27 protein-coding genes are annotated in these 26,624 nt (G+C 65.8%); 12 read left to right on the forward strand and 15 right to left on the reverse strand.

Going from position 1 to position 26,624, the window contains the following annotated elements; all coding sequences use genetic code 11:
- Positions 1-175 precede the first annotated feature (175 nt).
- Positions 176-1,462: an MFS transporter gene (locus ACFFJK_RS16700; protein WP_379680623.1), complete on the forward strand. Its 1,287-nt coding sequence runs from the start codon at positions 176-178 to the stop codon at positions 1,460-1,462.
- A 68-nt stretch (positions 1,463-1,530) separates the two neighbouring features.
- On the opposite strand, the gene gyrB is transcribed toward ACFFJK_RS16700, so the two are convergent.
- The 3 genes from gyrB to dnaA form a co-directional block, all read right to left on the reverse strand.
- The gene (gene gyrB / locus ACFFJK_RS16705; RefSeq protein WP_379680660.1) at positions 1,531-4,008 is read right to left on the reverse strand and encodes a DNA topoisomerase (ATP-hydrolyzing) subunit B; all 2,478 of its coding nucleotides are present in this window, start codon (positions 4,006-4,008) and stop codon (positions 1,531-1,533) included.
- A gap of 213 nt (positions 4,009-4,221) precedes the next feature.
- Positions 4,222-5,328, reverse strand: a complete 1,107-nt coding sequence (gene dnaN / locus ACFFJK_RS16710; protein ID WP_379680624.1) for a DNA polymerase III subunit beta — start codon at positions 5,326-5,328, stop codon at positions 4,222-4,224.
- 222 nt (positions 5,329-5,550) lie between these two features.
- The gene (dnaA, locus tag ACFFJK_RS16715; RefSeq protein ID WP_379680625.1) at positions 5,551-6,951 is read right to left on the reverse strand and encodes a chromosomal replication initiator protein DnaA; all 1,401 of its coding nucleotides are present in this window, start codon (positions 6,949-6,951) and stop codon (positions 5,551-5,553) included.
- 370 nt (positions 6,952-7,321) lie between these two features.
- Here dnaA and rpmH point away from each other — a divergent pair, with 370 nt between their 5' ends.
- From rpmH to ACFFJK_RS16765, 10 genes are all read left to right on the forward strand, one after another.
- Positions 7,322-7,456, forward strand: coding sequence for a 50S ribosomal protein L34 (rpmH, locus tag ACFFJK_RS16720; protein WP_040378179.1), 135 nt, complete (start codon positions 7,322-7,324; stop codon positions 7,454-7,456).
- 30 nt (positions 7,457-7,486) lie between these two features.
- Entirely contained in the window at positions 7,487-7,885 is a 399-nt protein-coding gene (gene rnpA, locus ACFFJK_RS16725) for a ribonuclease P protein component (RefSeq protein WP_379680626.1), read from the forward strand.
- Positions 7,882-8,154, forward strand: a complete 273-nt coding sequence (gene yidD / locus ACFFJK_RS16730; protein ID WP_379680628.1) for a membrane protein insertion efficiency factor YidD — start codon at positions 7,882-7,884, stop codon at positions 8,152-8,154. The genes rnpA and yidD overlap by 4 nt, the downstream gene beginning before the upstream one ends.
- A 10-nt stretch (positions 8,155-8,164) precedes the next feature.
- Positions 8,165-9,835, forward strand: a complete 1,671-nt coding sequence (yidC, locus tag ACFFJK_RS16735) for a membrane protein insertase YidC (protein WP_379680630.1) — start codon at positions 8,165-8,167, stop codon at positions 9,833-9,835.
- A 74-nt stretch (positions 9,836-9,909) separates the two neighbouring features.
- A complete protein-coding gene (gene mnmE, locus ACFFJK_RS16740; RefSeq protein ID WP_379680631.1) occupies positions 9,910-11,286 on the forward strand; it encodes a tRNA uridine-5-carboxymethylaminomethyl(34) synthesis GTPase MnmE in 1,377 nt (458 codons plus the stop codon).
- Positions 11,287-11,378: 92 nt separating this feature from the next.
- Positions 11,379-12,443, forward strand: a complete 1,065-nt coding sequence (locus tag ACFFJK_RS16745) for a type 1 glutamine amidotransferase domain-containing protein (protein WP_379680633.1) — start codon at positions 11,379-11,381, stop codon at positions 12,441-12,443.
- Positions 12,444-12,450: 7 nt separating this feature from the next.
- Entirely contained in the window at positions 12,451-13,122 is a 672-nt protein-coding gene (locus ACFFJK_RS16750; RefSeq protein ID WP_379680634.1) for a response regulator transcription factor, read from the forward strand.
- Positions 13,122-14,420, forward strand: coding sequence for a sensor histidine kinase (locus ACFFJK_RS16755; RefSeq protein WP_379680662.1), 1,299 nt, complete (start codon positions 13,122-13,124; stop codon positions 14,418-14,420). The genes ACFFJK_RS16750 and ACFFJK_RS16755 overlap by 1 nt, the downstream gene beginning before the upstream one ends.
- Positions 14,421-14,454: 34 nt before the next feature.
- Entirely contained in the window at positions 14,455-15,075 is a 621-nt protein-coding gene (locus tag ACFFJK_RS16760) for a DUF1439 domain-containing protein (RefSeq protein WP_379680636.1), read from the forward strand.
- Between the two features lie 291 nt (positions 15,076-15,366).
- Entirely contained in the window at positions 15,367-15,573 is a 207-nt protein-coding gene (locus ACFFJK_RS16765; RefSeq protein WP_379680638.1) for a hypothetical protein, read from the forward strand.
- Between the two features lie 21 nt (positions 15,574-15,594).
- Here ACFFJK_RS16765 and ACFFJK_RS16770 read toward each other — a convergent pair whose 3' ends face one another.
- Together ACFFJK_RS16770 and ACFFJK_RS16775 are read right to left on the reverse strand one after the other, a co-directional pair.
- Positions 15,595-16,224 (reverse strand): Hpt domain-containing protein, encoded by a 630-nt coding sequence (locus tag ACFFJK_RS16770; RefSeq protein WP_379680640.1) that lies wholly within the window; start codon positions 16,222-16,224, stop codon positions 15,595-15,597.
- A complete protein-coding gene (locus ACFFJK_RS16775; RefSeq protein WP_379680642.1) occupies positions 16,221-17,195 on the reverse strand; it encodes a CAP domain-containing protein in 975 nt (324 codons plus the stop codon). The genes ACFFJK_RS16770 and ACFFJK_RS16775 overlap by 4 nt, the downstream gene beginning before the upstream one ends.
- 142 nt (positions 17,196-17,337) lie before the next feature.
- Here ACFFJK_RS16775 and pssA point away from each other — a divergent pair, with 142 nt between their 5' ends.
- Positions 17,338-18,117 carry a CDP-diacylglycerol--serine O-phosphatidyltransferase gene (gene pssA / locus ACFFJK_RS16780; protein WP_379680643.1) on the forward strand — a complete coding sequence of 260 codons (780 nt, stop codon included), beginning with the start codon at positions 17,338-17,340 and terminating at the stop codon, positions 18,115-18,117.
- An 8-nt stretch (positions 18,118-18,125) separates the two neighbouring features.
- On the opposite strand, the gene ACFFJK_RS16785 is transcribed toward pssA, so the two are convergent.
- From ACFFJK_RS16785 to ACFFJK_RS16830, 10 genes are all read right to left on the reverse strand, one after another.
- On the reverse strand, positions 18,126-18,437 hold the full coding sequence (locus tag ACFFJK_RS16785; RefSeq protein WP_379680644.1) for a metal-sensitive transcriptional regulator: 312 nt from the start codon (positions 18,435-18,437) through the stop codon (positions 18,126-18,128).
- Between the two features lie 12 nt (positions 18,438-18,449).
- Complete coding sequence (locus ACFFJK_RS16790) at positions 18,450-19,376, reverse strand: aldo/keto reductase (RefSeq protein ID WP_379680645.1); 927 nt, start codon at positions 19,374-19,376, stop codon at positions 18,450-18,452.
- 138 nt (positions 19,377-19,514) lie between these two features.
- Entirely contained in the window at positions 19,515-20,660 is a 1,146-nt protein-coding gene (locus ACFFJK_RS16795; protein ID WP_379680646.1) for a D-alanyl-D-alanine carboxypeptidase family protein, read from the reverse strand.
- A gap of 106 nt (positions 20,661-20,766) precedes the next feature.
- Entirely contained in the window at positions 20,767-21,396 is a 630-nt protein-coding gene (locus tag ACFFJK_RS16800; RefSeq protein ID WP_379680647.1) for an alpha/beta hydrolase, read from the reverse strand.
- Positions 21,397-21,427: 31 nt separating this feature from the next.
- Positions 21,428-21,754: a (2Fe-2S) ferredoxin domain-containing protein gene (locus tag ACFFJK_RS16805; RefSeq protein ID WP_379680663.1), complete on the reverse strand. Its 327-nt coding sequence runs from the start codon at positions 21,752-21,754 to the stop codon at positions 21,428-21,430.
- A gap of 103 nt (positions 21,755-21,857) precedes the next feature.
- Entirely contained in the window at positions 21,858-23,030 is a 1,173-nt protein-coding gene (locus ACFFJK_RS16810; RefSeq protein WP_379680649.1) for a VanZ family protein, read from the reverse strand.
- Entirely contained in the window at positions 23,027-23,659 is a 633-nt protein-coding gene (locus ACFFJK_RS16815) for an ABC-type transport auxiliary lipoprotein family protein (RefSeq protein WP_379680650.1), read from the reverse strand. Before ACFFJK_RS16815 ends, ACFFJK_RS16810 begins: the two co-directional genes overlap by 4 nt.
- Before the next feature lie 8 nt (positions 23,660-23,667).
- Entirely contained in the window at positions 23,668-24,615 is a 948-nt protein-coding gene (locus ACFFJK_RS16820) for an MlaD family protein (RefSeq protein ID WP_379680651.1), read from the reverse strand.
- Positions 24,616-24,617: 2 nt separating this feature from the next.
- Positions 24,618-25,457 carry an ABC transporter ATP-binding protein gene (locus tag ACFFJK_RS16825; RefSeq protein WP_379680664.1) on the reverse strand — a complete coding sequence of 280 codons (840 nt, stop codon included), beginning with the start codon at positions 25,455-25,457 and terminating at the stop codon, positions 24,618-24,620.
- Positions 25,458-25,474: 17 nt separating this feature from the next.
- The gene (locus ACFFJK_RS16830) at positions 25,475-26,611 is read right to left on the reverse strand and encodes an MlaE family ABC transporter permease (RefSeq protein ID WP_379680652.1); all 1,137 of its coding nucleotides are present in this window, start codon (positions 26,609-26,611) and stop codon (positions 25,475-25,477) included.
- Between the last annotated feature and the right edge of the window lie 13 nt (positions 26,612-26,624).

Consider the following 26,624-nt stretch of genomic DNA (forward strand, 5'->3'; position numbering starts at 1 on the left):
CGCCACCGCGCACCAGAGCGTTGGACGCATAGCGGTCACCCACCGTTTTTGCGCTAACTGAACGGCATGGCGGGTATGCCGGGCCCTTTTCGTGGTTGTCGTAATTTGGCGCCAGTCGAATATCGTAGTAACGATTATATTTCCCTCCATCAACGCCGTTTGATAGCATTCCGAAATGAACGCTATCCCTGCTCACCAAGTCACCCCACCACGTATCCGTCGCCGCCAAACCATCGCACTCGTGCTGCTGGTTGTCACCGGCGTCATCAATTACCTCGATCGCGCCACGCTGGCCGTCGCCAACGAATTCATCCGTGCAGACCTCGGCCTCTCGCTCGGCGAGATGGGCCTGCTGCTGTCGGCCTTCTCCTGGAGCTATGCGCTCTGCCAGCTTCCGGTCGGCGCGCTGGTCGACAAGATCGGGCCGCGCTGGCTGCTCGGCGCGGGCCTGGTCGTGTGGTCGCTGGCGCAGGCCGCGGGCGGCCTCGTCTCGACCTTCGGCTGGTTCGTCCTGGCGCGCGTCGTACTGGGTATCGGCGAGGCGCCGCAGTTCCCGGCGGCGGCACGCGTCGTGAGCAACTGGTTCCCGATCAGGGCGCGCGGCACGCCGACGGGAATCTACAACTCGGCCTCGCCGCTGGGCTTTGCGCTGGCGCCACTGTGCCTGTCCCCCTTGATCGCCGCGACCAGCTGGCATTGGGCATTCTTCGTCACCGGTGCGCTTGGCATCGTGGCGGCCGTGGTCTGGGTGATGCTGTACCGCGACCCGGTGCGCGAGCAGATGACCAAGGAGGAGCTGGCCTACCTCGACGAAGGCCAGACGGTGGAGCCGGCGCGGGAAGCCGGTTTCGCGTCGTGGCGTGCCCTGTTCCGGCACCGCGCCACCTGGGGCATGCTGCTCGGCTTCTTCGGCTCGGTCTACCTCAACTGGGTATACCTGACCTGGCTGCCGGGCTATCTGCGCGCGGAGCGCAACATGGACGTCGCCTACGTCGGCGTGGCGGCCACGATTCCCTTCCTGTGCGGCTTCGCCGGCGCCCTGGTGGCCGGGTGGGCTTCCGACCAGATCACCCGGCGTGCGTCATCGGTGCTCGCTGGCCGCCGAACGGCGGTCGTGATCGCCATGCTGGGCATGGTGGCGTTCACGATCCCTGCGGCGCTTGTCCAAAGCAATACGGTGGCCATTGCCTGCATCTCGGTGGTGATCTTCCTGGCCAATGCGGCATCGGCCTGCTCCTGGTCGCTGGTCACGGTCGTGGCGCCGCGCAGCCGCATCGCCTCGCTGGGGGCGATTCAGAACTTCGGCGGCTTCATCGGCGGGGCGCTCGCGCCAATCTTCACTGGCTACATCGCCCAAGCCTGGTCCTTCGTGCCGGCCTTGCTGACCGGCGCCGGCATTGCCTTCCTCAGCGCGATGTCGTATCAGTTCCTGGTGGGTAAGGCCATCCCTGAGCAGGACTGATCTTATACCGGCGAAAAAAAAGCCAAGCTTGAACAAGCTTGGCTTTTTCTTCGTCCATACTGGATGGCTTACACGTCAATATTCCCCGCCTGCAGCGCATTGCTCTCAATGAAGTTACGGCGCGGCTCCACCTCATCGCCCATCAGCGTGGTGAAAATCTGGTCGGCCGCAATCGCGTCCTCGATCTGCACCTTCAGCAGGCGGCGCACGGTCGGGTCCATCGTGGTTTCCCACAGCTGTTCCGGGTTCATCTCGCCCAGACCCTTGTAGCGCTGCTTGCTCACGCCTCGCTCGGCTTCCTCGCGCAGCCATACCATCGCTTCGTGGAACTCGCGCACGGCGAACTCCTTCATCTTCTCGCCTTCGCCGCGGCGGATGATGGCGCCTTCGCCGATCAGGCCCTGGAAGGTGGCGGCGGCGTTGGCCAGCACGGCGTAGTCGTTGCTCTGCACGAAGTCGGCATCGATCGAGGTCACCTGCACGTTACCGTGGCGCATGCGCTCGATGCGCAGCGCATGCTTTTCGCTCAGTTCGTCCGAACGCACGCCCACCTTCACGGCCGGGTCGTTGATCGCCGCTTCCATCGCCTTGGCCGAGGCCGCGGCGTTGTCCAGCGTGGTCATGTCCAGCGTCACGCCGCCCATGATGGCGGTGAGTGCGGCGCGGTCGATCACGCGGGTCAGGCGCATCATGATGGCGTTGGCCAGGTTGTACTGGCGCACCAGCTCGGCCAGGCCTTCGCCGGTGATCGGTTCGGCGCCGTCGCGCGGGATCAGGGACGCGGTGTTCAGCGCCACCATCATCATGTAGCTCGCTTCCTCCAGGTCGTCCTTCAGGTAGCGCTCGTCGCGGCCGGCCTTCACCTTGTACAGCGGCGGCTGGGCGATGTAGATGTGGCCGCGCTCGACCAGCTGCGGCATCTGGCGGTAGAACAGCGTCAGCAGCAGGGTGCGGATGTGGGCGCCGTCGACGTCCGCGTCGGTCATGATGATGATGCGGTGGTAGCGCAGCTTGTCGACGTTGAATTCGTCCGGGCCGATCGAGGTGCCGAGGGTCGCGATCAGGGTGGTGATCTGCTCCGACGACAGCATCTTTTCAAAACGCGCCTTTTCCACGTTCAGCACCTTGCCGCGCAGCGGCAGGATGGCCTGGAACTTGCGGTCGCGGCCCTGTTTTGCGGAACCGCCTGCGGAGTCACCCTCAACGATGTACAGCTCGGCCAGCGCCGGGTCGCGTTCCTGGCAGTCGGCCAGCTTCGACGACAGGCCCAGGCCGTCCATCACGCCCTTGCGGCGGGTGAGGTCGCGCGCCTTGCGCGCCGCTTCGCGGGCACGGGCCGCTTCCACGATCTTGCCGCAGATGATCTTGGCGTCGTTTGGCTTCTCCATCAGGAAGTCGGTCAGCGTCTTGGCCACGATCTCTTCCACCGGGCCGCGCACTTCCGACGACACCAGTTTATCTTTGGTCTGCGACGAGAACTTCGGCTCCGGCACTTTGACCGACAGCACGCAGGTCAGGCCTTCGCGCATGTCGTCGCCCGAGATCTCGACCTTGGCCTTCTTGGCGAAGTCGTTCTCGTCGATGTACTTGTTGATCACGCGGGTCATCGCCGCGCGCAGGCCGGTCAGGTGGGTGCCGCCGTCGCGCTGCGGGATGTTGTTGGTGAAGCACAGCACCTGCTCGTTGTAGGCGTCGTTCCACTGCATCGACACGTCCACCGAGATATTCGTGCCCTGCTCGGACACGCGCTCGCCGGTTGCCTGGAACACGGTCGGGTGCAGGACGGTCTTGGCCTTGTTGATGTACTCGACGAAGCCGCGGGTGCCGCCCTCGAAGGCGAACACTTCTTCCTTGCCGGTGCGCTGGTCGCTCAGCTTGATGTTGACGCCGTTGTTCAGGAACGAGAGTTCGCGGATGCGCTTGCTCAGGATCTCGTAGTGGAACTCGACGGTGGTGAAGATTTCCTCGTCGGCCCAGAAGTGCACCTCGGTGCCGCGCTTGTCGGTGTCGCCGATAATCTTCATCGGCGAGACTTCCACGCCGTCGACGACTTCGATGATGCGGTCCACCGGGACGCCGCGCGAGAATTCCAGCTGATGGATCTTGCCTTTTTGGCGCACGGTCACGCGCAACAGCTTCGACAGCGCGTTCACGCACGATACGCCCACGCCGTGCAGGCCGCCGGAGACTTTGTACGAGTTCTGGTTGAACTTGCCGCCGGCGTGCAGTTCGGTCAGGGCGATCTCGGTCGCCGAGCGCTTCGGCTCGTGCTTGTCGTCCATCTTGACGCCGGTCGGGATGCCGCGGCCGTTGTCGGTGATCGAGATCGAGTTGTCGGAGTGGATCGTGACATGGATCTCGGTGCAGTAGCCGGCCAGGGCTTCGTCGATCGAGTTGTCGAGCACCTCGAACACCAGGTGGTGCAGGCCGGTGCCGTCCGAGGTGTCGCCAATGTACATGCCCGGACGCTTGCGAACCGCTTCCAGGCCTTCCAGGATCTGGATCGAGGAGGCGCCGTAATCATCCGCCTTGGTGGCGGGGGACATTTCTGCTTGGGTAATCTCGGACATGGACTGCTTTCTCTATAAAACGGGTAATTCAGGACTGCTCGGCATTCACCAGCAGCTCCTGAACCGTCGTTCCCGCGTAGGCGGGAACCCAATTGTTGCGTGAGTGCTTACACACTTGGATTCCCGCCTGCGCGGGAATGACGGGTTCAAGCTATCTCTGAACTCTGACGATAGCGGGCGCTCGACTAATCAAATCCGCATCGGCATGACGACATACTTGAAGTCGCCATTGTCGGGAATCGAGATCAGCGCCGACGAGTTCGAGTCGCCCAGCGCGATGTTCACCTGGTCGCACTTCAGGTTGTTCAGTACGTCGAGCAGGTAGGTCACGTTGAAGCCGATGTCGATGGCGTCGCCGCCGTAGTCGATCTCGAGTTCTTCCACCGCTTCTTCCTGGTCGGCATTGGTCGAGCTGATCTTCATGACGCCCGGCTCGATAATGCAGCGCACGCCCTTGAACTTGTCGCTGGTCATGATCGCAGCGCGCTGCAGCGAACGCAGCAGCTCGTCGCGGCTGATCGTGAAGTCGTTCTTGTAGCCCTTCGGGATCACGCGGGTGTAGTCGGGGAACTTGCCCTCGACCAGTTTCGAGACCAGCTCGATGTCGGCAAAGCTCAGCTTGACCTGCGAGGCGGCGATGTCGAGGCGCACTTCCTCGTCGCTTTCTTCCAGCAGGCGCTGCAGTTCGATGATGGTCTTGCGCGGGATGATCACTTCCTGGCGCTCGAACGACTGCTCGGCCGCCACCTGGCAGAAGGCCAGGCGGTGGCCGTCCGTCGCCACGGCGATGATATTGTTCCCGTCCAGCACCAGCAGCAGGCCGTTCAGGTAGTAGCGGATGTCCTGCTGGGCCATCGCGAAGTGCACCATGTTGAACAGGTGCTTCAGCGTCTTTTGCGGCAGGGTCACCGAGGCGTTGTAGCTGTCGGCCACGGAGACGGTCGGGAATTCCTCGGCCGCCAGGGTCTGCAGCGCGAAGCGCGACTTGCCGCTCTGGACGGCCAGGCGCTTGTTCTGCAGGGTCATGGTCACGTCGCCCGATTCCGGCAGCGCGCGCAGGATGTCGAGCAGCTTGCGCGCCGCCACCGTGGTGCCGGTCACGTCGTCGCCGGAGCCGATATTGGCGTGCGTGGTGATCTGGACTTCGGTGTCGGTCGAGAGGAACGAGACGCTTTCGCCGTCCTTGCGAATGAGGATATTGGCCAGAATCGGCATGGTGTGCCGACGCTCGACAATACCGCTCACGATCTGCAGTGGCCGGAGAAGCGTGTCTCGGGTGGTTTTGACCAGTTGCATAGATATCCTCAGTTTTATGTATTAGATGATTTTGTTGCTATTGCACTATTTTGCCAATTGCCGGGAGAGAATACAAACCTCTCCGAATATTGGGGCGGTAACCGCTTTTCGTAGGGTGGTCGGCTTCGCCGACCGCGCGTTCAGCCAGTGCCGGAATGGTCAATGCGCGTCAACTCACCAGGCCGTTGAACGCGCGGCCGGCAGAGCCGGCCACCCTACGCTTTAGCCTTTCAAGGTTTGCTCCAGCACGTGCAGTTCGTGGTTGCACTCGGCATTCTTCTGGCGGTCCTGGGCGATCTTGCGCACGGCGTGCAGCACGGTCGTGTGGTCGCGGCCGCCGAACAGCTCGCCGATCTCCGGCAGGCTCTTCTGCGTCAGCTCCTTGGCCAGGTACATCGCGATCTGGCGCGGGCGGGCGATGTTCGCCGGGCGGCGCTTCGAGTACATGTCCGCCACCTTGATGTTGAAGAAGTCCGCCACCGTCTTCTGGATGTTCTCCACCGAGATCTGCCGGTTCTGCACCGACAGCAGGTCCTTCAGGGCTTCCTTCACCACGTCGATGGTGATGTCCTTGCCGTGGAAGCGCGAGTAGGCCAGGATCTTGCGCAGCGCGCCTTCCAGCTCGCGCACGTTCGAGCGCAGGTGCTTGGCCACGAAGAAGGCCACGTCGTCCGACAGGGTCACGCCTTCGGACTGCGCCTTTTTCAAAAGAATCGCCACGCGCATTTCCAGTTCCGGCGGCTCGATCGCCACCGTCAGGCCGGAGTCGAAGCGCGAGATCAGGCGGTCGTCCATGCCCGTGATCTCTTTCGGATAGGTATCCGAGGTGATGATGATCTGCTTCTTGGCCGCGATCAGCGCTTCGAACGCATAGAAGAACTCTTCCTGCGTGCGGCTCTTGCCGCCGAAGAACTGGATATCGTCGATCAGCAGCATGTCGAGCGAGTGGTAGTAATGCTTGAAGTCGTCGAAACCCTTGCGCTGGTAGGCGGTGACGACGTCGCGCACGTACTGCTCGGCGTGGATGTAGCGGATGCGCGCGCCCGGCTGGTCGGCCATCACCTGGTTGCCGATCGCGTGGATCAGGTGGGTTTTACCGAGGCCCACGCCGCCGTAGAAGAACAGCGGGTTGTACGACACGCCCGGGTTGTTCGCCACCTGGATCGCGGCGGCGCGCGCCAGCTGGTTGGCCTTACCGGTCACGAAGCTGTCGAAAGTCAGGTCCGTGTTGATACGGCTCTGCTCGCGCTTGGGCGAGTTGGCGACGTTGACGTTGCCCTGGGTGGGCGCTTCCGGCTGGCGCGGCGCATTGAAATTGGGCGCCGCGCCGCCGTCGGCAGCGCCAGCCGCGGCCGGCCCCGCCGGCTTCTTGGCCGGGTTGTTCTTCGGGTCGAGCACGAACTGCACCTCTACCGGCGCCTCCCAGTACTGGCAGGCGAGCTCGGTGATGCGCTTGGCGAACTGCGTCTTGACCCAGTCGAGCTTGAAGCGATTCGGTGCGGCGATGCGCAGCTTGCCGTCCTCGTAGTCGAGCACGACGAGCGATTTGATCCACGCACTGTATTGCTGCGGCGTCAGCTCGAGTTCCAGCTGCGCGGAACAGGTCTGCCAAAAATTTTCCATACTTCGCTAGTTGATACGTAACACGCTATTTTACCTGTCTCGGCCGGAGTTATCCACAGGTTGGCCCCACTATTTTCAACCGAAATGGCGGTTGACGGGACGCTGCAGGACAAGTAGGGAGGGAAGGGGAGGCGCTCATCGGGAAACAACAGCGTTCTTGACAGCTGGACTGAAAATCGAGTCTAATTCAGGGTTCCCCGTCCGTGCACCTCATCAAACTGACAATGTTAGTGCGACTTCGCCCGGGCGACATAGAGTATTTGCTGAGGCGTGACGCTGGCTTAACCATCTGCGAACTGTCATTGGCGACGAATCCTGACACGACGTCAGACCCGATTTTGCACTTTCTTTTGCTTTAAGCGAGACCACCATGAAACGTACTTACCAACCTTCCGTCGTCCGTCGCAAGCGCACGCACGGCTTCCGCGCACGTATGGCTACCCGTGGTGGCCGTCAAGTCCTGAACGCACGCCGCGCCAAGGGCCGCAAGCGCCTGGCTGTCTAAGTTTCCTTAGACCAGATCGACGCGGTCGGTATGACAGGCGAAGGTTCGCACGACTTCGCGCGCGTTCGGCGTATCGTTAAAACGGATGAGTTTTCATCCGTTTTTCGTTTGCGGCCGGCGCAAAAATCCGCGCATTTCGTGCTCTATACCCGACCAAGCACGCTGCCGCATGCGCGGCTGGGCGTCGTTGCGGCCAAGCGTTTCGCGCCGCGCGCCGTGACCCGCAACACGATCAAGCGCGTCACGCGCGAAGTGTTCCGCACCAGCCAGCTCCAGCCGCTCGATTGCATCGTGCGCCTCGCGCGCCCGGTCAACACCAAGGACGGGCCGGCGACCACGCGCGCGCTCAAGCGCGCGCTGCGTGCAGAACTGACGCGCCTGTTCGCGTCGCAACGTCCCCGCCGGGCCAACCCGCCCCCGACGCCATGAAGACGCTGCTGGTCTGGTTCCTTCGCGGCTACCAGCTGCTGCTGTCCCCGATGCTCGGGCAGACGTGCCGTTTCTACCCGACCTGCTCCAACTACGCGATCGAAGCGCTGCGCACCCATGGTGCGGCACGCGGTTCACTGCTGGCCGCGCGCCGCGTGTGCCGCTGCCATCCGTGGAACCCGGGCGGCGTCGATCCCGTGCCGCCCGCGCCGGACAAGGGACAAGATCGGCAATCCCCTCCAGCCGCTCGCGGTTGTAACCACTCCTGACTAGACTCCAATGGAACTCAATAAACGTACCGTCCTGTGGATCGTGTTCGCCATTTCCCTGATTGTTCTCTGGAACAATTGGATGGTGGCTAACGGCAAACAGTCGCTGTTCTCGCCGGCACCGCCGACCGCGCAGGTTGCGCAGCAGCAGGCCAACCCGAATGACGTGCCGGCCGCCCCCCAGGCGGGCGCCGCTGCCGTTCCCGGCACGCCGGGCGCCGCCGTCCCGGCCGCACCTGCGGCGCCGGCGAGCCAGCGCATCACCATCACCACCGACGTGGTGAAGGTCGACATCGACACCCTCGGCGGCGTCATCAAGCGCCTCGAGCTGCTGCAGTTCGCGGACGAGATCGACAAGACCAGGAACAAGGTCCTGTTCAACGTGGGCGGCAACAACACCTACCTCGGCCAGACCGGCCTGGTCGGCTCGACCCCGGCCGGCGTCATGCCGAACCACACCACCCCGTTCGTGGCCCGTCCGGGTGTACGCACGCTCGGCGCCGACGGCACCGTGCAGCTGGTGATGGATGCGGAGCAGGGCGGCGTGCGCCTGACCAAGACCTTCACCTTCCGCAAGGGCGACTACACCATCGGCGTGCGCCATGACGTGACCAACCTGACCGCCGCGCCGGTGCAGCCGTCGCTGTACCTGCAGCTGCAGCACGACGGCAACAAACCGCCGACCGATTCGTGGTTCATGCCGAGCTACACCGGCCCGACCATGTACACCGAGGAAGACAAGTACCAGAAGCTGGCCTTCGAGGACATCGAAGACGGCAGCGTCCGCCATTCGACCAAGGCCAACAACGGCTGGATCGCGATCTCGCAGCACTTCTTCGTCTCGGCCTTCATCCCGGCCGACAAGGCGCCGCGCGACATCTTCACCAAGAAGATCGCCACCAACCTGTATGCGATCGGCACCGTGCAGCCGCTGGGCACCGTGGCGCCGGGCGCCACCGTCTCGAACGATTCGCGCCTGTACTCGGGTCCGCAGGACGAGAAGACCCTGGAAACCATTGCCCCGGGCCTGGACCTGGTCAAGGACTACGGCATGCTGACCATCATCGCCAAGCCGATCTTCTGGGTGATGGACCACCTGCACTCGCTGCTGGGTAACTGGGGCTGGACCATCGTCGCGCTGACCGTCCTGATCAAGCTGGCCTTCTTCCCGCTGTCGGCCGCCGGCTACCGCAGCATGGCCAAGATGCGCGTGGTGACGCCGAAGATGCAGGCGATCCGCGAGCGCTTCAAGAACGACCCGCAGAAGATGCAGCAGGCCACCATGGAGCTGTACAAGAGCGAGAAGATCAACCCGCTGGGAGGCTGCCTGCCGATCCTGGTGCAGATGCCGGTGTTCTTCGCCCTGTACTGGGTGCTGCAGTCGTCGGTCGAGATGCGCGGCGCGCCCTGGATCCTGTGGATCGACGACCTCACCCAGCCGGACCCGTACTTCATCCTGCCGGTCATCTACGCGGTGTCGATGTACATCACCACCAAGCTGAACCCGCAGCCGACCGACCCGGTGCAGGCGAAGATGATGCTGTTCATGCCGCTGGCGTTCTCGGTCATCTTCTTCTTCTTCCCGTCGGGCCTGGTGCTGTACTGGGTGGTCAACAACATCCTGTCGATCGCGCAGCAGTGGGTCATTACCAAGAAGTTCGAAGAGGGCAAGGCGAAGTAATCGCCCTCCGGCTTCGGTGGAAAAGCCCGCGCTTGCGCGGGCTTTTTACTTGCCACATCCCTTACAATCCCCCCATGAAACTCGACATCTCCCCCATCGCCGCCATCGCCACCGCCCCCGGCCGCGGCGGCATCGGCGTCGTGCGCGCCTCCGGCAAGTCGCTGGCCGGCCTGATCGACGCCCTGTTCCCCGGCGTGAAGCTGGCCCCGCGCCACGCCACCTACATCCCGTTCAAGGCCGCCAACGACGACGTGATCGACCAGGGCATCGCCCTGTACTTCAAGGGCCCGCATTCCTATACCGGGGAAGACGTGCTGGAACTGCAAGGGCACGGCGGCCCGGTCGTGCTGCAGATGCTGCTCGCGCGCGTGCTCGAAGCGGGCAGCCCGCTAGGGGTGCGCCTGGCCGAACCGGGCGAGTTCACCCGCCGCGCTTTCCTGAACGACAAGCTCGACCTGGCACAGGCCGAAGCGGTGGCCGACCTGATCGACGCCTCCACCGAAGCCGCCGCGAAATCGGCCTCGCAGTCGCTCTCCGGCGCCTTCTCGCAGGTGGTGCATCAACTGGTGGACCAGACCATCAACCTGCGCATGCTGGTCGAGGCCACCTTGGACTTCCCGGAAGAGGAAATCGACTTCCTGGAAAAATCGAACGCGCGCGGCCAGCTCGCCGGCATCGTCGATGCGCTGGAAAACGTGTTCCGCCAGGCGGCGCAAGGCGCACTGCTGCGCGAAGGCCTGAACGTGGTGCTGGTCGGCCAGCCGAACGTGGGCAAATCCTCGCTGCTCAATGCGCTGGCCGGGGCCGATGTGGCGATCGTCACCCCGATCGCCGGCACCACGCGCGACAAGGTCACCGAGACCATCCAGATCGAAGGCATCCCGCTCAACATCATCGACACCGCCGGCATCCGCACCGATGAAGGCATCGACGTGGTCGAGCGCATCGGCATCGAGCGCACCTGGGGCGAGGTCGGCAAGGCCGACGTGATCCTGCACCTGCTCGACGCCAGCCTCGGCCCGAGCCTGGAGGACGAGAAGATCGTCAAGGCCTTCCCGCAGGGCGTGCCGGTGGTGCGCATCTGGAACAAGATCGACCTGTCGGGCCACAAGCCCTCGATCGACGTGGCGCTTGATGCGACGCACCTGTACCTGTCGGCCAACGAGAAGCTCGGCATCGACCTGCTGCGCGCCGAGTTGCTGCGCATCGCCGGCTGGCAGCAGACCGGCGAGTCGCTGTACCTGGCGCGCGAGCGGCACCTGATCGCGCTGCGCGCCGCCCGCGAGCACCTGGAGCTGGCGCGCCAGCATGCGATGCAGGACGACCAGTCGCTCGACCTGTTCGCCGAGGAGCTGCGCCTGGCGCAGGACCAGCTCTCCAGCATCACCGGGCAGTTCACGCCGGACGATTTGCTGGGGGTGATCTTCAGCCGCTTCTGTATCGGCAAATAAGCGGCAAACGGGCGGCAAGCAAGCCGCCGAAGTTCACATTCCCTTCACATGGCCTGCGCGAACATGGCTGCTCCACCATCACGGAGTTTGCCATGTCCACACCAGCACGCCGCATCGCCGCCTGGCTCGCCGCCATCCTTGTCCTGCTGGCGGCCAGCCTGTTTTTCTACATCCGCAGCTTCGGGCTGCACCAGGCGCCGCGCCCCGACCCCCATGCCACGCCCGCCAGCCTGGCCTACCTGAAGGACAGCGTCGGCGAGCGGCGCGGACGCATCCTGGCGGTCGTGTCGAGCACGGCCACCATGGCCGGCGGCAAGAAAAAGGCCGGCTACGAGCTGACCGAGCTGGCGCGCGCCTATTACGTGTTCCAGGCCAACGGTTTCGAGGTCGATATCGCCTCGCCCGCCGGCGGCAAGCCGCCGGCCCGCATCGATACCGACGACATGCAGGATGTCGACTATGCCTTCCTCAACGACGCCGCCGCCCAGCGCAAGGTCGGCGCCAGCCTGCCGCTCGCCGATGTCGACGCCACGCGCTATGCGGCGGTGTACTTCGTGGGCGGCAAGGGCGCCATGTTCGACTTTCCCGGCAACGGGGATATCGCGCGCATCGTGCGCGAGATTGCCCCGCGCGGGGTCGTCGGGGCGGTGTGCCATGGCCCGGCGGCCCTGCTCGACGTGACGCTCGACAATGGCGCGCCACTGGTGGCGAACCGCCGCATGACGGGATTCACCAACGACGAAGAGCTGTTCCTGATGGAGGATGCGCGCCGGATCCTGCCGTTCCTGCTGGAAGAGCGTGCGCGCGAACGCGGCGCCCGCTTCGTCGGCGGCCCGCAGTTCGTCGACACCACCGTGGTGGACGGCCGCCTCGTGACAGGGCAGAATCCATGGTCGACCTGGTCGGTGGCGGAGGCCATGGTGCGCACGCTGGGCCACGAGCCGCTGGCGCGCGAGGCGACGCCGGAAGAACGCAGCGTGCGCATGCTGGCGGCGTACTACCGGGAGGGACTGGAAGCGGGCCGCGCCATGCAGGCGGCGCAAGGTGCGCAGGCTGCGCAGTTCGACCGTTCGCTGGTGCTGCTGCATGCGCTGGTGGCGGTCATGCAATGGCGGGTCAAGGATGCTTTCCAGCTGCAGCGGCTGGCCAGGGGATAGGAAACGAATGGGACTGCATGTGCTGGTGGTCGAAGACCATGCGCCGCTGGCGCGCAACCTGGGCGAGGTGCTGGAAGGGTTCGGCCATACGGCCGATTACGCCGCCGATGGCGTCGTCGCCCTGCACCTGGCGCAAACCCAGCAGTACGACCTGCTGATCCTGGACCTGGGCCTGCCGCGCATGGACGGACTGGAAGTGTGCCGCCGCCTGCGCGCCGGGCAGGCACGGCGCGTGCCGGTGCTGATGTTGACGGCGCGCGACGCCTTGCAGGACAAGCTCGCCGGTTTCGAATGCGGCGCCGACGATTACCTCGTCAAGCCGTTTGCGATGGAGGAACTGCTGGCGCGCTGCCAGGCCCTGGTGCGGCGCAACGGCGACGAGGTGCTGCGCATCGGCAGCCTGTGCATCGACCGCCGCAGCCGTACGGCCGAACGCGCCGGGCAGGCGCTGCGCCTGCAGCCGACCGGCTACCTGATCCTGCTGGCGCTGGCCGAAGCGCATCCGCGCGTGCTCACCCGCTCCGAACTGACGCGCAAGGTGTGGGGCGACGAGCCGCCCGATTCGGATGCGCTGCGCACGCACTTGTACCAGCTGCGCCTGGCCCTGGACAAGCCTTTCGCGACGCCGATGCTGGTCACGGTGCATGGCGTGGGCCAGCGCCTGGTGTCCGACGCGTGATGAAGGCGCACCACGGCCTGCGGCGGCGCATGGTGCTGGCGTTCAGCTGCTTTTCGCTGCTGACCGCCTTGTGCTTCAGCGCCTTCTGCCTGGTCTTCGTGTATGTGGTGGAAGACCGCTTCTTCACCCGGATGCTGGCCGAGGAGGCTGCGCACCAGCAGCGCCACTGGTCGCGCACCGGCCGGCCCGCATCCACGCTGCGCCCGGCCACGACCCTGCATGCCGATGCATCGAGCTTCCCGCCGGACCTGGCGCGCCAGGGACCGGCCCGGTCCGGCGAATTTTTTGGGGACGCGGGCCGGCATTACCACGTCCTGGCGCTGGACCTGGCCGGCGAAGGCCGGCCGCGCTACCTGGTGATGGAAACCAGCCGCGAACTCGTGGTGCGCGCGCAGTTGCCTCTCATCCTCGCGGTGCTGGCGGCGCTGGCGCTGGCCGTCCTGCTGGTCACGCTGGGGGCCGGCTACTGGCTGGCGCGGCGCGCCACCGCGCCGCTGAGCCGCCTGACGGGCCTGGTCGCGCAGGCGCGTCCCGGCGAACTGCCGCGCGGCTTCGCCGCCGGTTTTCCGGACAACGAAATCGGCGTGCTGGCCACGGCGCTCGACCAGGCCATGGCGCGCATCGCCGCCTTTCTCGAGCGGGAGCAGAACTTCACGCGCGATGCCAGCCACGAACTGCGCACGCCGCTGGCCGTGATCGACGGCGCCGCCTTCCTGCTCGCGCAGCAGTCCCTGCCCGGGCCGGCGCGGGAGCAGGTGGAACGCATCCGGACCGCGAGCGCGCACATGGAGCAGGCCGTGCGCACGCTGCTGGCGCTGGCGCGCGAGGAAGAGGGCAGGGACTGGCCGGCCGCCGCCTTTGCCGTGCTGCCCCTGGTGGAGGACACCGTCGTGCGCCATGCCCACCTGGCGACAGGCGAGGTCGAGGTACGGGTGCCGGCGCAGACGCAGGCGCTCTGTCATCCGGAAGCGCTCGCCATCCTGCTCGACAACCTGGTCGGGAATGCCTTCCACCATGGCGGCGAAGGACGGATACGGATCCTGGTCGAGGACGGCTGGCTGGTGATCGAGGACAGCGGGCCTGGCCTCGACCCCGCGGTGCGTGCCCGCCTTGGCGCGCCCGGGGTCAGGCGCAGCGGCAGCGCCGGCTTCGGCCTGGGCCTGTCGATCACCCGGCGCGTGGCCGAACGGGCCGGTATTGCCATCCGGGTCGACAACGGGGCACATGGCGGGGTGCGCGCCGCACTCCGGCTCGACGCACTGCCTATCGTCACAACCTGGCCTGCCGCGCCATGTTAGGCTAGCCTACGGTCTCGACGGGAAAGGAATGACGATGGCAGAGGTGGCAGAGGTGGCAGAGGTGGCAGAGGTGGCAGAAGTGGCAGGCGCATGCCGGCAAGGGCAACGGCGGCGGATCATGCGGGCAGGGGTGGCGCTGGCCATGTGCGGCTTGCTGTCCTCCTGCGCCAGCTTCACCGGCCCGCGCACGGTCGAGGTGCCGCTGCACAAGCTCCAGGCCGGCATCGAGCGCCGCTTCCCCCTCAACCACCCCCTGATGGGACTGTTCGACGTGCGCCTGTCGCGCCCCCTGCTCTCCATCCAGCCCGGGCTCGACCGTGTTGCGCTGGCGCTCGACGCCTCGGTCTCGCCGCCGTTCGCCAGCGACACCTGGGCCGGCAGCGTGGCGTTCTCGGGCCGCCTGTACGTCGATCCGGGCCGCCCGGCCGTGATGATGGCCGAACCGCGTGTCGAGCGCCTGACCATCGGCGCCAACCCCGAAGCCGAGCGCCAGTTCACCCGGGTGGCGAATTCGCTCATCGGCACGGTGGCGCGCGACCTGCCGGTGTACACCTTCAATCCGGCCGACCTGCGGTATGCGGGTGTCCAGTTCATCCCCACCCGTATCGAAACCACACGCTCTGGTTTGCTGGTGACCCTGGAGCCGGTGAAGTAGCGTTGGCGCCACGCACACGTTTGCGTGCGTACAAATTATTGGCAGTACGCTATTATTTTTGCGCGTTGCGATGCGAGGCCTTGGAGAAACGTTGCACGCATGTTGCATCGCCGCGGCACTGTCATGCGGAGATTGCAGAGCCAGCCCAATCGGCGCACACTGAAGCGGTTTTACAAGCACTAGATAGCCGTGGCGCGTGCCTGCTGCGGCCCCTCGTTGAGGTTTCTCATTGGCACCGTGTTCCACTGAAGTAATCTTAATCGGACTTCAGTCTGTCGTAGGGGGTGGATCTTGGAAACCACACAGGAAAGTTTTCCGGACAATGGGCTGGCGGCCGAGCCCGTGCTGGCAGCCGTCACGACGGCCATGCCAACACGACTGAGCCTGCCTGCAAAAGGATCGTGCTGGTATTGTGAAAAACCGCTCGACAGCGTGCGCCGTTTCTGTGGCAAGACCTGCGCCGATTCGTTCGACGAGGAAGCGGAGTTCACCCGCTGACGGGCCGGGCGGCGCCGCCGCTCAGTGTCCCGGGCGCAGCACCTGCAGCGCCCGTTCGAAATCGAAGCGCGCGGCGGCCGATTCCAGTTCCGCCATGCGCTCGGCGCCCAGCAGGGCAAGCAGGCAGGCGTCTTGTTCCGCGATGAGGTTCAGGGCGGCGCTGTCGCCGATGTCGAGCAGTTCGCACAGGCGCGCGATGACGGCCTCGGCAGCGACCCGTGCGGCAGGCGCCACGTCGCGTGGCGGCCTCGGCGCGGCAGGCGCCGGCAGCAGTGCATCGAGTTGCGTCATGACGCGCGCCAGTTCTCCTTCCAGCCGGTCGACCAGTTGCGGATGTACGCGGCCGTTTGCACGCAGTCCCTGTTCAACATCGGCCGCCAGCGCGCGTAGCGGGCGCGCTTCGATCATTGCCGCAGCCCCCTTGAGCGTATGCGCAATGCGCTGGGCCAGCGCCGTATCGCCGGCATCCAGCGCCGCGCGCAGGCGCGCGACGTTGTCGCAGTAATCGAGACGAAAACGGGTGAGGATGCGCAGGTACATGGCCTGGTCGCCCATGACCCGTTCGAGGCCGGCGCAGCAGTCCAGCGGCGGCTCGTGGGCTGCCTCGGGCGTCACGAAGGCGCCCATGCCGGAAGAGGGACGTGCGTTCACCGCGTCGTGAACGACCAGTCCCGGGTGACCGGGGCGCCGTTGACCGTGCCGCTGAAGCTCACTTCGTACGTGGTGTTGGCCCGCAGCGGCGCCAGCGGCACGATTGCCACGGCGGTGCGCTGCGTGGCGCTGCCCGTCGGGTTCACCACCTGCACCTGCAGGTTGGCGCCGCCGCGCGGGCGTACCGTGAAGGCCTGCATCGTCACCGGCGCGTCGATGTTGGCATGCACGCTGATCGGATAGCCCACTTCATTGATGTTCGGGACCGGATCCGGCTCCTCGCTGTCGCTGTAGAAGTTCGGCGTCACCCCGGTCTGGCCGCTGAACGGCCACGTGACGACGGTATTGGCGGCGATGCCGGGACCGAAGCCGCCGCGGGTCGCGAAATTGGCGGTGAAGTAGCTGTAGCCGTTCGCGGAGGTGGCCGCGCCGGTGCCGATCTCGCGGAACTTCGGCTCGAACATGACGAAACGGTGATAGATCGCGGTAATGAGTTCTTCGGCCATGAAGAAGCCGTTGCCGTTGGTCGTCCCCGAGATCACCTCGCCGAAGGCGTAGCCGCTCAGCGGAATCGTGTAGCCGGCCGCGTTCAGGCGCTCGCGCAGGGTCGCGCCGGTAAAGCCCGGCTTGCCCGCGGTCTGGTCGTGGCTCATCACGTTGTTGGTGCGCAGGTACTCGGAGTGGCCGAGGGCGGCGTTGTTGATCTGTGCATTTTCCGTCACGGTCGGCATGCCGGCCTGGGTACGGCGATAGTTGATCCAGTTGCGGCCATCGACGGCGATGTCGTACGTCTGCGCCGGCGCGGCGGCGCCGCCCGACGGGGTGCCGGTGCCGGTGGGCGGCGGAGACCCCGCTGCCGGGGCGACGGCGGCCTGGCCGCCCGTGCCGCCGCCGCCACCGCCGCATGCGACCAGGCTGGAGGCGGCCACCAGTGCGGCGATGAGGGAACGCCAGCGAGGCATATAGCTCATGTTGCAACTCCTGTCAATACAGTGAACCGAATGCGACATTCTAGAGCAAAACGGACGCCGGCGACGCCGGGCAGCCTTGCGCGAGACCAGCTTATTTCGCTGCCTGTAGAATATGGCATCATTCCCTTTGTCGAGCTGTCAATTGAAGCCTTCCAGCCAGCAGCGCCTCGCGCGTGCCAAGTTCGCCCTGCCCAGTTTCGTGACATTGCTGTCGATCGCCTGCGGTTTCGGCAGCATCGTCATCTCGGTGGACAACGCGCACGTCGGCTCGCCCGATGACTACCGCCTGGCAGCGATCCTGCTGGTGCTGGCGGGCGTGTTCGATGCGCTGGACGGCTTCGTGGCGCGCGCGACCAACACCCAGTCCAGTTTCGGGGTGCAGCTCGATTCGATCGCCGACGTGATGAATTTCGGCTGCGCGCCCGGCCTGCTGCTGTACTGCTACGGCTTTGCGCAGATGAACGAGGAGTATGAGACCCTGGTGCGCATGGGCGGGCTGGCATGCTTCGTGTTCGTCGCCTGCGGCGCGCTGCGCCTGGCACGCTTCAACGTCATGGTCGGCCGCACCGATCCGCGCTACTTCGTCGGCATGCCGATCACCGCCGGCGCCGCCTGCGTGGCCTCGGTGGTGGTGGCCTGGCCAGCTCCGGCGACCACCGTGGCGCAGTGCTTCGGCATCATCGCGCTGATGCTCGCCGTCGGCACGCTGATGGTGTCGACCGTCCGTTTCCCGAGTTCGAAGCACCCGCGTGGCAAGGTCATGCTCGCGCTGCTGGCGGCCTGCCTGGTGCTGCTGGCCCTCCTGCAGACGCGTTTCTTCGTGTTGTTCTTCCTGCTGTACGTGTGTGCGACCCTGCTGCTGAACATCGCCTGGCGCACCGGCTGGCGCGGCATTGCGCCGCCGAAAGTCTACGAAGACTGACGGGGAGCTCAGGCGAACTTGTCGAGCATGGCCGCCAGGTGGGCGGCGCGGGCGCGCGCTTCCTCGAGGTCGGCGGCATTGCCGGCCTGGGTCTGGATCGAGGCGGTCAGGAGCTGCACGAACGAGCGGTCGAGCGCCTTGCGCGCCGCCGCCATCTGCTGGGCCACGGCATCGATGTCCGACGGCTCCGCCGCCAGCGCCACCAGTTTCTGCACGCCGCGCAACTGGCCCTCGATGCGCGCCAGCCTGTTGAGCAGGTCTTTCTTCTGCTGCGCGGTGAGGGCGCTGCCCTCGACGATCTTCAGCTGGCTCTCCGCCATGTCAGGTCACCTTCAGGCCACTTCGTGTCCGCGCGCCGCGCGCAGGATGCGGAACCAGTCGTCGCGCGCCAGCGTGAAGCCGGCGCCCCGGACGGCGTCCGCGATCATGTCGATGCGGCCGCTGCCGGTCAGCGGAATCGGGCGGCTCGGCACCTGCATGATCCAGGCGAACAGCACGCTGGGGAACGGCTGGCGCATGCGGTCGGCGATCTCCTGGATGACCGCCCGTACGTTGGCGGCATGCGCATCGCTTGAGGTGAACAGGCGTCCGCCGCCGAGCGGCGACCATACCATCGGCGCGATGCGCAGGTCCTGCAGGCCGTCGAAGGTCTCGTCGAACATCGGGAGGGTGGCCATCGGCGAGAACTCGACCTGGTTGGTCGCCAGCGGCACGCGGCGGTTCAGGCATTCGAACTGGTGGCGCGTGAAGTTCGACACGCCGACATGCAGCACCTTGCCCGACTGTTTCAGCCGATTGAACGCTTCAGCGACTTCGTCGAAGTCCATCAGCGGGTCCGGACGGTGGATCAGCAGCAGGTCGAGGTGGTCGGTGTGCAGCTGGCGCAGCGATTCCTCGGCGGACGCAATGATGTGCGCCGCCGTGGTGTCGTAATGCTGGATGCCGTGCTGCGGACGTTTTTCGGAAATCAGCTTGATGCCGCACTTGCTCACCAGCTCGATGCGCGCGCGCAGCGAAGGCTGCAGGCGCAGGGCATCGCCGAACACGCCTTCGACGCCATAGTCGCCGTAGATGTCGGCGTGGTCGAAGGAGGTGACGCCCATCGCCAGGCACTGCTCGATGAAGGCCACACGCTGCTGCACCGTCATTCCCCACTCGTTCATGCGCCACATGCCGGCCACGATGCGGGACAGTTCAGGGCCGCCCGCGCGGGTGGCGATGCGCGGGCAGTGCAGGTCGGCGGGAAGCGGGTGGGTCATGTAGCGCTTTCGTGATGTCTTGATCGGCTGATTCGTCTGATTATAGCGGCACTGTGCCCTGCTTTTCGCAGGGTGGGAACAGCAAAAAGCCCGCCCGGCTTGCGCACGGACGGGCTTTTCATGGCGATCAAGACGGGCTCACTGCATCCACAAACGCATCGCATCCCACGCGCGCCCGAAGATGCCCGCTTCCTGCACTTCGTCCAGCGCCACCACCGGCAGCGCGATCAGCGGCTTGCCGTCGACCATCATCTTCAGCGTGCCGACCTGGCTGTTGCGCGCCAGCGGCGCAACCAGCGGGTCCTTGCGCTCGAGGACGGGCTTCATCTTCCCGGCCACGCCCTTCGGCACGGTCACCAGGATGTCGCGGGTGAAGCCGATCTTCACGGTCGACGCCGAACCCTTCCATACGTCCGGGGTCGCCACCGCCTGGCCCTTCGAATACAGCTTGACCGTGTCGAAGTTCTGGAAGCCCCAGTTCAGCAGCTTCTGGCTTTCCTGCGTGCGCACCGCGTCCGAGGTGGTGCCCAGCACCACCGAGATCAGGCGGCGCTGGCCGGCGTTGCCGTTCGGGCGGCGCGCCGAGGCGATCATGCTGTAGCCGGAGGAGGAGGTATGGCCGGTCTTCATGCCGTCCACGGTGGGGTCGAGCCACAGCAGGCGGTTGCGGTTCTGCTGGGTGATCTTGTTGTAGGTGAACTGCTTGATCGAGTCGATCTTGTAGAACTCCGGGAAGTCGCGGATCACGCTTGCCGCCATGATCGACAGGTCGCTCGCGGTCGAATAATTGTTCGCGTCCGGCAGGCCGTGCGGGTTGGCCCAGCGGGTGTTCTTCATGCCCAGGCGCTCGGACTCACGGTTCATCAGGGTGACGAAGGTCCCCTCGTCGCCGGCCACCGCTTCGGCCAGCGCCACCGCGGCGTCGTTGCCCGACTGGATCATCAGGCCGTGCAGCAGGTCGTTGACCGACACCGGGGTCTTCGGGTCAATGAACATCTTCGAGCTGCTCGGGTCCACTTTCCAGGCGCGGGTCGAGACGTTGACCATCGTGTCCAGGGTCAGCTTCTTGTCGCGCAGCGCGGCGAAGGTCACGTAGGCCGTCATGACCTTGGTGAGCGATGCCGGTTCGATACGGGTGTGCGGCTCCTGGGCCGCGATGACCTGGCCACTCGTTGCATCGAGCAGCAGCCACGACTTGGCTGCGATGGACGGTGCCGGCACGGTCTGTGCGCTGGCCGTGGCCATCAGCAGGCTGGCGGCCACGGCCGCTAACAGTTTCTTCATGGGAGTGTGTTCGTCAATAAAAATGGTGGTGCGGGTGGTAAAGCGCAAGGCAATGCCGCGAAGCATTGCCTCAGGAGAAGTGCCACATTATATGGCAGGGATCGGATCAAATGTCACGTCGCCACATTTGTACGACAAGATTTTTTATGTGGCCGAGCTTGCGGTGGAAGAAGTGGTCGGCGCCGGGGATGACGGTCACCGGGATGTCGAGCGGGCGCGCCCAGTCGAATACTTCCTGCAGCGTGATCGTATCGTCCAGTTCGCCGTGGATCAGGATCGTATCCTCAGGGACCGGCGGCATCGGCCACTTTCCGGCGGCGGTGCCGACCAGTACCAGGCGCTCGGCCGGTCGGCCCTCGGCGATGAGGCGCTGCTGGAACTGGGCCTGCACGAAGGTGCCGAACGAGAAGCCGGAGAGGGCGACCGGCAGGCCGGGATACGTTTTCGTCATGTGCCGGTACATGATGTCCATGTCGTCGACTTCGCCGCGGCCGTCGTCATGCACGCCTTCGGATTCGCCCACGCCGCGGAAATTGAAGCGCGCGGTGGCATAGCCCAGGGTGACGAAGGTGCGCGCCAGGGTCTGGGCCACCTTGTTTTCCATGGTGCCCCCGTACAGCGGGTGGGGGTGGGCCACCAGCGCGATGCCGCGCGGGGCATCTTCCGGCAGGTCGAGGATGCACTGCATCTTGCCGGCGTGGCCGTCGAGGGTAAACTTGTGCGAATACTTGTTCATTACTTGTTCAGTTCACTACTGGTTCGGATGATCAGATCTTGAGCCGCTCGACGACCTTGCCGCCGATGAGGTGCGTGTCGATGATGTCGTCGATGTCGGCGTTGTCCACGTAGGTGTACCAGGTGCCTTCGGGGTAGACCACGAGCACCGGGCCTTCCTCGCAGCGGTCGAGGCACCCGGCCTGGTTGATGCGCACCTTGCCCTGGCCGTTCAGCCCGAGTTCCTTGATGCGTTTCTTGGCGTGCTTCTGGGCCTTCTCGGCGCCGCACTTGCCGCAGCTCTGGCGCGCGTCCTTGCCGTCGCGTTCGTTCATGCAGAAAAAGACATGGTGCTGGTAGAAGGGTCGTTCGTCGTTCATGTCGTTCATGTCGGTCTCTCGATGGGTGGCCGGCGCCGGGCGCCAGGGCACAATGATACGGCATAAGCCGGTGTTGCCTTGCCGGGATGGGCGGCCGCGGCGCTCAGGCGGCCGGTTCGCCGCGCGGTTCCGGCCGGTTGAGTTGATGCGAGGGCAGCACCAGGAACCACAGCGCAATGAAGGGCCACAGCAAGGACAGGAACTGGGCCGCGCCGTTGAAGTTCAAGAACTTCCCCTGCACCCAGCCCTGCAGGGTCGAGGCGAAATAAGGGTTGGTCGGGATCGTATTGACGACGATGAGGCTCAATACCAGCGTCACCACCGCCAGCCGGCGCTGCGCCACCTGGGGCGCGAACACCAGGCCCGTGAGCATGATGAGGCCGATCAGGAGGCCGCCTTCGGCGCCTGGGGTCATCCACACGAAGGCGTTATCGGGCCGGAAGAACAGGGAGCTGGACAAGGCCTTGACCACCAGCGCCGTGCCGAGGAAGGCCAGCATCAGCAGGAAGCGCGGGGCGCTGCGCCGCACCAGGCACATCAGCGTCAGTACCGCGCCGGTCATGCCGCAGGCGGTGATGATGGTTTCGGACAGCCAGTACTGCTCGACCGTCATGATCGCCCCGGGGCGCAGCATGCCGACCAGGTCGATGTCGGTAGCCAGCCAGCGCGACAGCCAGCCCGAGACGATCGGCAGCACCTGGCCGTTCCCGAACAGGTAGCTTTGCGGGTAGATCTGCGCCAGCGGCCACAAGGCCACCAGCACCAGGCCCTGGCTGGCGTGGGGCGCGAACCAGCGGCGCCGCAGCTGGAACAGGCGGCCGCGGTCGAGCAGGCCCGGAGCCCACCAGGCGCCCAGTATCGCCCCCACCAGGCAGCCGCCGGCATTGGTGACGAGGTCGAGATTCGACGGCACGCGGGTCGGCAGGAAATTCTGCACCGTCTCCATCGTGCCGGTCACCAGGATGCCGGCCAGCGCCGCCAGCAGCACCGCCCACACGCCGCGGATGTGCGGATACAGCGACAGCACCAGCAGGATCCCGAACGGGACGTAGCCGACAATGTTGACGGCGACGTCGAAGCCGGTCCAGTAGCGCGGCATGACCGTGTTCAGGAAGGTGAACAGCGGCACGCCGCTGCTGCGCCAGCCGGTGAACGGATACCAGCTGGCGTAGATGATCAGGAGCAGGTAGGCCAGCAGCGCCGCCCGCGAAATGGGCGAGCCGCGTCCTTCGCGCGGACGTTCGCGTGCATCCACGGGCGCGTCGGGAGCGGTCATCGCTTGCGGGTGTCCACCGATGCCAGCCAGGCCAGGATGTCGGCCGCCACCGCATCGGTGCTGGCCGCGAGCGCGCGCGCGCCGCCCGGCGCGTCGGCGCTGTGGGCCGGGGTACTGCGGGTGAAGGTGCGCTGGTCGATCAGCCGGTGGTCGTTGAACAGCGAGGCGCGCAGGGTCAGCTGGCCCTCGCTCTGGTTCACGCTGGAGAAGGCATGCACGAAGTCGTCCACTTCCACGCGCAGCAGCGGCACGCCGGTGGAGGCGTCGGTGGCCGACAACACCTTCATGCCCGACTGGGACAGGCGGGCCTTGAAGCGCTGGGTAACCATCTGCAGCGGGTTGCTGGCCCAGCGGCTGTTGGCATAGGTGCGCGCCTGCAGCGCGTCGGCGTAGTTCAGGCGGTAGTACATGCGCTCGTTCTCGAGCGCGGCCGGGCCGGTGGCGTCCATGACGACCAGGGCCGGCATGGCGGCGGGCGCACTGGCCTGCGACGCGGCGTGGCCCGCCGGGCCGAAGTCGTAGGTGGAGCTTTCCTGCGTCCTGGTGCTGGCGCAGCCGGCCAGCAGGGCCATTGCAAGGGCGAGGGCGGTCACGGGGGAAGCCGCCAGGCGGAGCGGTTGTACGGTCACGGTGGTCCTCATTTGGTCGGGGGCACGAAGCCCGGCTCGCCGGGGCCGGGCTGGGCGCTCGGGGCGCCGAACAGGATGCTCTGCGGGCGGTCGGAAAGCGAGGTGGCGGTGCGCTTCACGGCGCGCAGCGCGCCGCGCGCTTCGTCGGTCATCTGCACGACGTGCGGCAGGGTTTCGAGTTCGAGTTCGCTGGTGGCGGCCTGCAGCGAACCGATGGCGCCGTTCATGCGCTCGAGCGGGCCATCCGGCGCCTGCAGGCGCGTCGCCAGCTGGTTGTAGTTGGTGGCGGTCGCTTCGATGCTGGCCGCCGTCGCGTCGAACGAGTTCAAGCTGCGCTCGAGCTGCGTGGTCAGCGCCGGCAGGCGCTCGAAGGTCGGCTCCAGCTTGCGCGGGATGGCGGCGTAGGCGTCGGCGGCCTTGCCGATGCTGTCGAACGCCCCGATGATGGTCTGCTGGTTCTCCGGGCCCACCATCCTGCTCAGGCTCTCGGTTATCTGTTCCGTCTTTTCCAGGATGGCCAGGCCGCGCTTTTCCAGCTGGTCGAGCAGGCCGGGGCGCAGCGGAATGCGCGCCGGCTGGTCCTCGCGCTGCGCCAGGCGCGGCGAGCCGGTGCGGTCGTCGTCGAGCTGGATGAAGGCGATGCCGGTCACGCCCTGGTAGCCGAGCGAAGCGAAGGTGGTGGTGGTGATCGGCGAGTTCTTGTCCACCGAGAGGCGGATCAGGATCTGGCCGGTGACGCGCGGGTCGAACACGATCTGGTCCACGCGGCCCACTTCCAGGCCGCGGTAGCGCACCGTCGCCTGCGGGTTCAGACCCGGGATCGACTGCGTCGTGACGATCTCGTACGGCACCAGTTCGGTGCGGTCGCGGTTGAACCACAGTCCGGCCAGCACGGCCGCAACCAGGAGCGCGATCGTGAAAACCCCCGTCATCAGGGCATACGACCTGTTTTCCATACTCAGTCCTCCGAATCGTTCTGGGCGTGGCGCTCTTCGAGCACTTCCAGCGCCCGCTGGCCGCGCGGGCCCAGGAAAAAGTGTTTGATGAACGGATGCTCGATCCGCAGCACGTCGCACGACGGCCCTACCGCGATCACGTGCTTCTCGGCCAGCACCGCGATGCGCGAGGACAGGGCGAACAGCGTGTCGAGGTCGTGGGTGACCATCACCACGGTGAGTTTCAGTTCGCTGTGCAGGGTCTGGATCAGCGACACGAAGGCATCGGACAGGTCCGGGTCCAGCCCCGCGGTCGGCTCGTCCAGGAAGAGTAGCCGGGGTTCGAGCGCCAGGGCGCGCGCCAGCGCGGCGCGCTTGACCATCCCGCCCGACAGGTCCGACGGCATCTTGTTCGCGTGTTCGGGGCCGAGCCCGACCATGTCCATCTTGAGCAGCACGGCGTCGCGGATCACGTCCTCGGGCAGCGCGCGCAGCTCGCGCATCGGTAGGGCGATGTTGTCGAACACGGTCAGCGCCGAGTACAGCGCACCCTGCTGGAACAGCATGCCCCAGTGGTTGCGCATGTGCTGCAGCTGCTCCGGCGCGGCCGTGCTGATGTCTTCGCCGAACACCTTGACGCAGCCCTGCGCCGGCTGCTCCAGGCCCAGCATCTGGCGCAGCAGCACGGTCTTGCCGGTGCCGGAGCCGCCGACGATGCTCAGGATTTCGCCCGAATAGATGTCGAGGTTCAGGTCCTGGTGGATGACGGTGCGCCCGAAGCGCGTCCACAGGTTGCGGATTTCCACCACCGGCGGGCCGACGTCTTCCTCGGGCCGCTTGTTCAGGCGCTGCGGCGGGCGCATCGGCTTGGCGTCGCTCATCAGAACCCCACGTCGTTGAACACGATGGCGAACACGGCGTCGGCCAGGATGACCACGGTGATCGCCGTGACCACGGCGGTGGTGGTGCCGCGTCCCAGGCTTTCGGTGTTCGGCTTGATGCGCAGGCCAAAATGGCAGGAGACCAGCGCGATCAGCATGCCGAAGACGCAGCCCTTGAGCAGGCCGATCGTGTAGTTCACCACCGGCACCGCGTCGGGCAGTTTCTGGACGAAGTAGCGGAACGACAGGCCCAGCTCGATCTTGGCCGAGACCATGCCGCCGATCAGGGCCATCGCGTCGGTCCACACCACCAGCAGCGGCATCGAGATCGCCAGCGCCAGCACCTTCGGCATGATCAGGCGGTAGCCGTGCGAGATGCCCATGACACGCATGGCATCGAGTTCCTCGGTCACCCGCATCACGCCCAGCTGGGCGGTGATCGACGAACCCGAGCGGCCGGCGACCAGGATCGCCGCCAACAGCGGACCGAGCTCGCGGATGATGCTCATGCCCAGGATGTTGACGAGGTAGATGTCGCCGCCGAACATGCGCAGCTGCTGGGCGGACAGGAAGGACAGCACGACCCCGATCAGGAAGCCGACCATGGCGGTGATGCCGAGCGCCTGGAAGCCGGAATGGTAGATGTTGGCCGAGATCTCGCGCCACGGGCCGGTGCGCGGGTTGCGGATGAAGCGGCCGATGTCCTGGACCAGCTGCCCGACCAGGATCAGGAAACCCTTCATGTGCTCGAAGAAGGAAAGGATCCCGGCGCCCAGGACGATCAGCCAGTTGAGCGGGCTGGTGCGATGGCGCGCCAGCTGGATCGCGCTGGCCTTCTCGATGCGGCCGAACAGTTCTTCCTGGCGCGGGTCGAGCGTGAGGCGGGCCGGGCGCTTCTTGCCCCACGCGTTCCAGAACATCTGGGCGCCGATGTGGTCCAGGCGCTCGACGTTCGACAGGTCCCAGGCCAAGGTGTCCTTGTGCTTGAGCGCCGCCAGCGTGCGGGTGATGCCCTTGAGGACGCCGCGCCGGGACAGCGTATGCACCTGCCATACGCCGCTCGCCACCACGGCCTGACCCGCGTCAGTGGTGTCGGAGTGCTGGATGGTTAATATTGGCGCATTTTCAATCTGCATTGCGCCAGTGTAA

The organism is Massilia consociata, assembly GCF_042432755.1.
GTDB classification, from domain to species: Bacteria; Pseudomonadota; Gammaproteobacteria; order Burkholderiales; family Burkholderiaceae_D; genus Telluria; species Telluria consociata.

Excerpts from the sequence above, each read along its gene's own strand:
- ACFFJK_RS16700 (WP_379680623.1), top strand. The coding sequence starts at position 176 with ATGAACGCTATCCCTGCTCACCAAGTCACCCCACCACGTATCCGTCGC.
- gyrB (WP_379680660.1), bottom strand. The coding sequence starts at position 4,008 with ATGTCCCCCGCCACCAAGGCGGATGATTACGGCGCCTCCTCGATCCAG.
- dnaN (WP_379680624.1), bottom strand. The coding sequence starts at position 5,328 with ATGCAACTGGTCAAAACCACCCGAGACACGCTTCTCCGGCCACTGCAG.
- dnaA (WP_379680625.1), bottom strand. The coding sequence starts at position 6,951 with ATGGAAAATTTTTGGCAGACCTGTTCCGCGCAGCTGGAACTCGAGCTG.
- rpmH (WP_040378179.1), top strand. The coding sequence starts at position 7,322 with ATGAAACGTACTTACCAACCTTCCGTCGTCCGTCGCAAGCGCACGCAC.
- rnpA (WP_379680626.1), top strand. The coding sequence starts at position 7,487 with ATGACAGGCGAAGGTTCGCACGACTTCGCGCGCGTTCGGCGTATCGTT.
- yidD (WP_379680628.1), top strand. The coding sequence starts at position 7,882 with ATGAAGACGCTGCTGGTCTGGTTCCTTCGCGGCTACCAGCTGCTGCTG.
- yidC (WP_379680630.1), top strand. The coding sequence starts at position 8,165 with ATGGAACTCAATAAACGTACCGTCCTGTGGATCGTGTTCGCCATTTCC.
- mnmE (WP_379680631.1), top strand. The coding sequence starts at position 9,910 with ATGAAACTCGACATCTCCCCCATCGCCGCCATCGCCACCGCCCCCGGC.
- ACFFJK_RS16745 (WP_379680633.1), top strand. The coding sequence starts at position 11,379 with ATGTCCACACCAGCACGCCGCATCGCCGCCTGGCTCGCCGCCATCCTT.
- ACFFJK_RS16750 (WP_379680634.1), top strand. The coding sequence starts at position 12,451 with ATGGGACTGCATGTGCTGGTGGTCGAAGACCATGCGCCGCTGGCGCGC.
- ACFFJK_RS16755 (WP_379680662.1), top strand. The coding sequence starts at position 13,122 with ATGAAGGCGCACCACGGCCTGCGGCGGCGCATGGTGCTGGCGTTCAGC.
- ACFFJK_RS16760 (WP_379680636.1), top strand. The coding sequence starts at position 14,455 with ATGGCAGAGGTGGCAGAGGTGGCAGAGGTGGCAGAGGTGGCAGAAGTG.
- ACFFJK_RS16775 (WP_379680642.1), bottom strand. The coding sequence starts at position 17,195 with ATGAGCTATATGCCTCGCTGGCGTTCCCTCATCGCCGCACTGGTGGCC.
- ACFFJK_RS16785 (WP_379680644.1), bottom strand. The coding sequence starts at position 18,437 with ATGGCGGAGAGCCAGCTGAAGATCGTCGAGGGCAGCGCCCTCACCGCG.
- ACFFJK_RS16790 (WP_379680645.1), bottom strand. The coding sequence starts at position 19,376 with ATGACCCACCCGCTTCCCGCCGACCTGCACTGCCCGCGCATCGCCACC.
- ACFFJK_RS16795 (WP_379680646.1), bottom strand. The coding sequence starts at position 20,660 with ATGAAGAAACTGTTAGCGGCCGTGGCCGCCAGCCTGCTGATGGCCACG.
- ACFFJK_RS16800 (WP_379680647.1), bottom strand. The coding sequence starts at position 21,396 with ATGAACAAGTATTCGCACAAGTTTACCCTCGACGGCCACGCCGGCAAG.
- ACFFJK_RS16805 (WP_379680663.1), bottom strand. The coding sequence starts at position 21,754 with ATGAACGACGAACGACCCTTCTACCAGCACCATGTCTTTTTCTGCATG.
- ACFFJK_RS16810 (WP_379680649.1), bottom strand. The coding sequence starts at position 23,030 with ATGACCGCTCCCGACGCGCCCGTGGATGCACGCGAACGTCCGCGCGAA.
- ACFFJK_RS16820 (WP_379680651.1), bottom strand. The coding sequence starts at position 24,615 with ATGGAAAACAGGTCGTATGCCCTGATGACGGGGGTTTTCACGATCGCG.
- ACFFJK_RS16825 (WP_379680664.1), bottom strand. The coding sequence starts at position 25,457 with ATGCGCCCGCCGCAGCGCCTGAACAAGCGGCCCGAGGAAGACGTCGGC.
- ACFFJK_RS16830 (WP_379680652.1), bottom strand. The coding sequence starts at position 26,611 with ATGCAGATTGAAAATGCGCCAATATTAACCATCCAGCACTCCGACACC.